Source organism: Pseudomonas sp. URMO17WK12:I6 (assembly GCF_003253625.1).
GTDB lineage: Bacteria > Pseudomonadota > Gammaproteobacteria > Pseudomonadales > Pseudomonadaceae > Aquipseudomonas.
Window position 1 is genome coordinate 12,602 of record NZ_QKYZ01000031.1, and the last position, 6,458, is coordinate 19,059.

The window sequence follows — 6,458 nt, forward strand, 5'->3', positions numbered from 1 at the left end:
GGGTTGTAACCCAAGCCTTGGAGCAGGTAGTCCGAGCTCATGAATTGCTTGAGGTCGGTGAGTACCGGGTTGGTTTCGATCAGGTATTTGTGCGGTTGGGATTTGCCGGCGTTGCTTGGCAGACCCTGGACGCGGTTGAGGGTGACCGGCGTAGACGATGCACCGGCGGTGACTTTACCGCCGCTAAGCGTCCAGCTCTGCGGGCCGGTCGAGGTCGGGGCGCTGCTGCCTTCCTGGCTCAGACGGAACAGACCGTTCTGGCTGGTGGGCAGGTTGAAGCCGGGAAGCGTGAGCGGGTTGACTTGTTGCTGGGCCAGATCCGGCGACAGTTGCGCGTTGATAGTTACCGGCGTGGAGTAGCCGTTGCCGGCCCCCGTGTCAGTGTTGGTCTTTCCACCAGCGACGTAGCTGTAATAAGGACGCACCACACTGTTGTCGATGGTTTGCGTCGCGTTGAGTGAAATGTTGCCGCCGGCCTGGATCACCGCATCATAGGAACTGCCGGAGCCCGCTACCGTGGTGGTGCTTTCGGTCAGCATGCCGCCGCCCAGCAGGCTGATGAAATAGCTCAGATCCGACTCGACAGTGGCCGAGGGTGTCGGACTGTTTTTATCGTTGAAAGCCGCCGCCGCGGGCACCGTGGCGAAGATTTGGTCGACGTAGTTCCAGAAAGTGCGCTTGGTGATGATGTCCTGCTCTTGCAGGCCGGTGTTATTGATCGTGTCGGCAGTGACGGTGATGTTGCCTGTGGACGCGATGGTGCTGCTGGTGTTGTTCAACGCCTGAGCGTTGATCGTCATGTTGCCGCCGCTGGTCAGACTCGCGGCCGCGCTGCTGTCAGAGACCTTCAGGCGGTCGGTCTCGGCAATCTCCCAATGGCCGTTACGACGCGATCCGCTACGGAAGTCGCACCCCGCAATCGGGATCAGGTTGCAATCCAGCTCGGTGATAACCACCGAGCTTTTCTCATGCGCGGTGTATTCCAGAATGTCCCGTACGTTGTTCACGGTCAGGGCATTGATGGTCAGGTCCTGCGCGCTGTAGATATCGCCGGAACGGTTGTCCAGCAAGTCGGCCTTGCCGCTGTCGCGGTCCCGGCCAATGTGCACGTTGCTCAGGCCATAGACCTGGCCATAGGCGTTGGTGAAGCTGGACAGCAGCAGACGCATATCGCCGCCGCTGGAAATCAGACCGCGGCTGTTGAGCAGTGCGCCGGTGGTGAGGGTCAGGTCTTTACCGGAACCGATCGTGCCGTAGTTGTTAAGGTTGGCGGCGCTGATGATCAGGTCGCCGCTGGAGGTCAAACGGCCTTGGTTGTTCAACTCGCCATTGATGTTAACCGTGGTGTTGCCACCACCGGCGATGCTGGTCGTCGCGTTGAGGGTCAGTTGATTGGCTTTGAGTGTCAGATCACCGAGGCTGCTGGTGCGACCATTGCCGCTGTAGTTGCCCCAGAGGGTCAGATTGAGTTTGCCATCGCTGGCGATCAAGCCATCGTTATTCCAATTGCCGCCGTTGCCGGTCAATTGGCTGACCGCCAACAATTGGCCGCCGGATGTCTGATTGAGGCTGTTGACGTTGACGGTCAGGCGATCGGCCTGGATCACGCTGCTGTTGGTCCAGCTGTCGGCGTTGAGCGTCAGGCTGCCACGGGTGACGAAGGTGCCGCCGGCGCTGCCGATTTGACCCGTCGCGATATCGAAAATACCGGTACCGACGTGCAGCACGTTGCCGCTGACGTTCAGCAAACTACCGGCAGTGAGGGTCAGGTTGGTGTTGGCGGATTCCACGGTGCCATTGCGGTTGTCGAACAGGCCCCCGATGGCGAACGCGGTTTTACCATTGTCGCCCAGTGCGCGAAGTTGACCGGTCTGGTTGTCGAGGCTGGCGGCGGTGATGGTCAGCGTGCTTTCACTTTCGATGATGCCCAGGCGGTTGTTCAATGCACCGCGCAGGCTCAGGTCGATCTGTTGCCCGCCGATCTGCCCGTCGTTGTCGCCGCTGTTGTCGAAGTTATTGCCGGTGACGCTGACCCGACCCTTGGCGTAGAGGCCGCCATTGCGGTTGTCGAAGTTGCCGTTGGTGCCGGTGTCGACGATGGCGTCACCGGTTTGCGCGGTGATACGCCCGCCATAGTTGTCGAGGCCGGCCAGTGCCTTGAGGTTCAGGCTCTGGGCCTGAATGACCCCGCCCTGACGGTTATTGTTCAGGTCATAGCCGTTGCGCAGTACGCCAGAGATATGGCTGCTGAAGGCGCCTTGCAGGCTGGAGAGCACACCGCCACGGCTGTCGAGGCTGGCGGCGGTGATGTCGAGGTTGCCGCCCTTGGCAACGATGCGCCCGCTCTGGTTATCGATGGCGCCGCCGGTTTTCACCGTCAGGTCGCCCTGGCTTTGCAGGGTGCCCTTGGCGTTGTCGATGCTGGCGGCGTTGAGTGTCAGGCCGGCGTTGCTGCTGAAGATCTGACCGTTGGCGCTGTTCTGTACGACGCCACTGGCCGTGATCGTCAACAATTCACTGGCCGCGACAGTGCCGCCATTGCGGTTATCGAGGCCACCGGTCAACAGGCTCAGCAAAGCCTGGCTTGCAAGCTGGCCGCCCTGGTTGTCGACCTGCTGCGCGCGCTGAATCACCAGCGGGCCGTTGCTCGCCAGTTTGCCGCTGGTATTGGTCAGGGTGCCGAGCAAATCGAGGGTGATCGCGCCCTTGCCCGCGAAGGTACCGGTGCTGTTGTTCAGATCGGTACCGGTGAAGCTGATGTCCTGCTGGGCATTGATGGTTGCATCGGCGTTGCTGAGGGTTTGGGCCTGGATATCCAGAGCGGCGCCGCTGTCGATCAAACCACCCTGGGCGTTATTCAGTGTTCCGGCAATGACTAAAGTTTGCGCACCGGCACTGGAAAGAATGCCGTTGTCGCTGTTGTCGAGGCTGGCCGCCGTGACCTTCAACGTGCCGTTACTGACCAGAGCGCCTGCGTTGCTGTTACGCACGGCACCGGTGAGGTCCACCAGCACGTCACCGTCGCGGCTCGACAAGGTGCCCTCATTACGGTTGTCGAGGCTGCCGCCTAGAAGGCTCAGGCTTTGCCAACCGGAAATCAGTCCATGGAGGTTAGTGGTGGTATCGGCGGTGAGGTCCAGTTGCTGACGGCTGATGAGTTTGCCGTCGCTGTTGTCCAGGTTGCGACCCTTCAGCGTGTAGCTTTGGCTGCTGGAGAGTTCACCGCTGCGGTTGATCAAGTCCCGCAGGTTGCGGATGCTCAGTTGACCGGTGGTGGTGATCAGACCGTTGGCGTTGTTCAGGTCGCCCATGACGCCGCTGAAGTCGATGGTAATGGCGCTGCCGAGCAACGAGCCGCCGTTCTGATTGTTCAAACTCGCCGCGTTGATGTTCAGGTTTTGGGTAGCGTTGATCAGCCCCTTGTCCTGGTTATCGAGCTGGCCGGTAACCCGAAGATCGAGGTTGGTGCGGCTGGTAAGGGTGCCCTCGTTGTTGTTCAGGCTTCCGGCCTGTACATCGACGCTTTGCGCCGCGATCACGCCTTTGACGTTGCTCAGGGACTGCTGCACGCGCAGGGTCACGGCCTGATTGCCGAGCAGTTTGCCGTTGCTGTTGTCGAGGCTGTCGGCCGCCAGCGTGAACGCTTGGGCACTGGAAATTTCGCCGTTGCGGTTGTCCACTTGCGCGAGGTTTTTTAGCACCAGCAACGGGGCGTTAATCAAACCGTTCTGGTTGTTCAGCTCGCCGTGATTCAGATCCAGCGCCAACGACGTAGCGCTGGTGAGTTGCCCACCATCATGCTGATCGAGACTGACGACACTGGCGGTCAGCGCTTTGTTGCTGGCAATCCGGCCCCCGCTGCTGTTATCGACCTTGCCGGCATTGAGGCTCAGGGCGTCGAGGCTGGTGAGTTTGCCGCCCTGATTATTCACCGTCGCCGTGGCGGTGATGCTCAAGGCCTGACCGGCGTTCACCACCCCTGCCACGTTATCCAGAGTCGCCATGCGCAACGTCGCGGCGGCCAGGCTCGAGAGTTCGCCAGCGCGATTGTTCAGATAACCAAGGGTGGCGTTGAGATTACCGGTACTGGTAATCAGACCATTGCCATTGAGGACCTGATTGGCCGCGAGATTGAGACTGCCGTTACTCAACACCCGACCTTTGTTCTGGTTATCCAGGGTCCCGGCGGTGATGTTGGCGGTTTGCCCGGCGCTCAGCGTACCGCCCTGGTTAGTCAGGGTCTGCGCGGTATTCGCGGTGAGATTGCGACTGGCAACCACGCTTTTGCCGCTGTTGTTGAGATTCTGCGCGCTCAGGCTCACATCGCCCGTGGCATTACGACTGGTATCAGCATTGACCCCGGCTTCGATGGTGCCGTTGTTGGTCAGCACACCACCGGCACTCAGAACGATGCTGTCTCGCGCCGCAAGGGTTTGCTGGTTTGTCAGGTTGCCTTGGGTTTGTACGTTGACGGAGGTGCCGGCATAAACCGGGCCTTGGGCATCAAGGCTGGCGGCTTTGACATTCACCGCACCGGCAGCAGAAGTCTGCGCCAGGCTCAGATGGCCATTGGCATCGATCTGAATATCGCCACCACTGGCCGCGAGGTTGCCATCGAGTTTCACCCCGACCCCGGCCTCGGTGCCGACCAGTTTGATCGCCCCGGCGTACATCCCGCCCAAGGCCGATGAGTCGATGGCCAGTTGCGGCTTGGCGCTGCCGTCATCAGCGCGGGCGGTGGCGTTGAGGTTGTCGGCATTGACGTCGTTGCGACCGGCGACGATGGTCAGGTTTTTCGCCTGAATCTCGGCGTTGATCTTCGCGCTGCGGGTGATGATTTCGAAGCTGTCGACGTTGTTGGCATTGAGCCCGGCGCCATCAATCGTGACGCTGCCCTGATCGACCTGAAAGCGATCCAGTCGACCGTTGTCGAGCACCGGTTTTCCGGTGGTCAACGTCACGCGTGGCGTGTTGATGAAACCGCAACCGTTGCAGCTGATGCCGTAGGGGTTGGCGACGATGACCCGCGCCGATTGCCCCGCCACTTCGGTGTAACCGCGCAACTGGCTCGGGCTGCCACCGACGACTTCGTTGAGGATGGTTTGCGCCGCGGCCCGGTTGGTCAGGTTGGGGTTGCCGACGATGATGCCGCCCAGTTGCGTCGCGCCGGTCTGCGCGGCGACGTTGTTGAGGATGACGCCTTGGGTGCCGACGTTGTAATCCTGAAACTGGTTATGCGACAGGCCGGTGCCGTTGGGGGTGGCGATCTGGATGATCGGCACGCCATTGCCCGCCTGACCGAGGCTGGTGCCCGGTGTAGCCACGACGATGCCATCGGCCTGCGCCCACATCGGTTGCCAAAACATGACGTTGGCCAACAGGAACGCCAGTCCGCGCTTGGGCATGCCCAGGAAGTGCTCGCGGGTTTTCACGGCGGCAGAAGGTTGGCGAGCGAGAAAAGCGTAGTGGCGAACGTCCATGTGAAAGGTCCCGATGCAGCGAAATTAGAGGAAGAAATCCAGGCGGAAATAGATCGGCGCTTCGCGCTCGGTCAGGGTGTCCGGACGTTCCAGGGAATGGGCAAAGGTCACGCTGGCGGCCAGGTGCTGACCTCGGGCGAACAACTCCACGGAATCGCTGGACAGGCGCCCGTGCTGATCGCCGTTGTAGCGGTCATGGGTGATCACACCCTGGTCGTAACCGAGGCTGGTGCCGTATTCGGCGAACACCGGGCGCAGCCATTCCAGGGTGACCGGGCGGCTCCAGCGCAGGTCGTTGCGCCAGTAGCCGCCGCTGTCGCCGGACAAGGACTGGTCCTTGTAACCACGGATCGAAGACAGCCCTCCGAGGCTGGTGCGCTGCGGGCTGAACAGCACGTCTTCACTACGCTGGCCGGTCATCAGGCTGCTGAAACTGAAGGACTCGCCCCACAGCTTGAACGGCTGCAGATAACTCGCGGTGGCGGTGTATTTGCGGTAACGCGCGTTCGGCTCGCCGGGGCCCGGATCGCCGTTACCCTGGGCGTCGAACGCGCCGATGCCTTGTTGCATGCCCAGGTCGAGGTTGACGAAGGCACTGCCGACCCGCCGACCGTGGTTGATGCCGAACTGCGCTTCGCTGATGCGGTTGCTGCTCAGCTTGAGCTTGCTGTCTTCGATGAAGTTGTTGGTGCGCAGGTACGACAGACCGGTGCTGAGGGAGGTCTTGCTCAGGGCGTCGCGATGGATCACCCGCTCGGCGCGCAACTGATGGTTTTCGCTGTCGCCGGTCTGCTTGAAATTGAAACCGTTGGCCTGGGCTTGCGAGCGGTACTCGCTCTGGCTGTAGGTGTAACTGAAGTTCCACCAGCCCCACGGCACGCTGTAATTGAGCAGCGCGTTGTTGGAGGTGTGCTGGTGATCGCTCACCGCATCATGACCGCCGCGCAGCATCAACTGATCGGCCAGGCCCAGCGGGCT

Annotated in this window: 2 protein-coding genes; both read right to left on the reverse strand. The window is 61.2% G+C overall.

The window, feature by feature from the left end:
- A partial coding sequence (locus tag F475_RS29975; protein ID WP_111455436.1) for a filamentous hemagglutinin N-terminal domain-containing protein occupies positions 1 to 5,480 on the reverse strand: 5,480 nt, incomplete at its 3' end.
- Between the two features lie 24 nt (positions 5,481 to 5,504).
- Positions 5,505 to 6,458, reverse strand: a 954-nt coding sequence (locus F475_RS29980) for a ShlB/FhaC/HecB family hemolysin secretion/activation protein (protein ID WP_146602966.1), incomplete at its 5' end; no start/stop codon positions are given.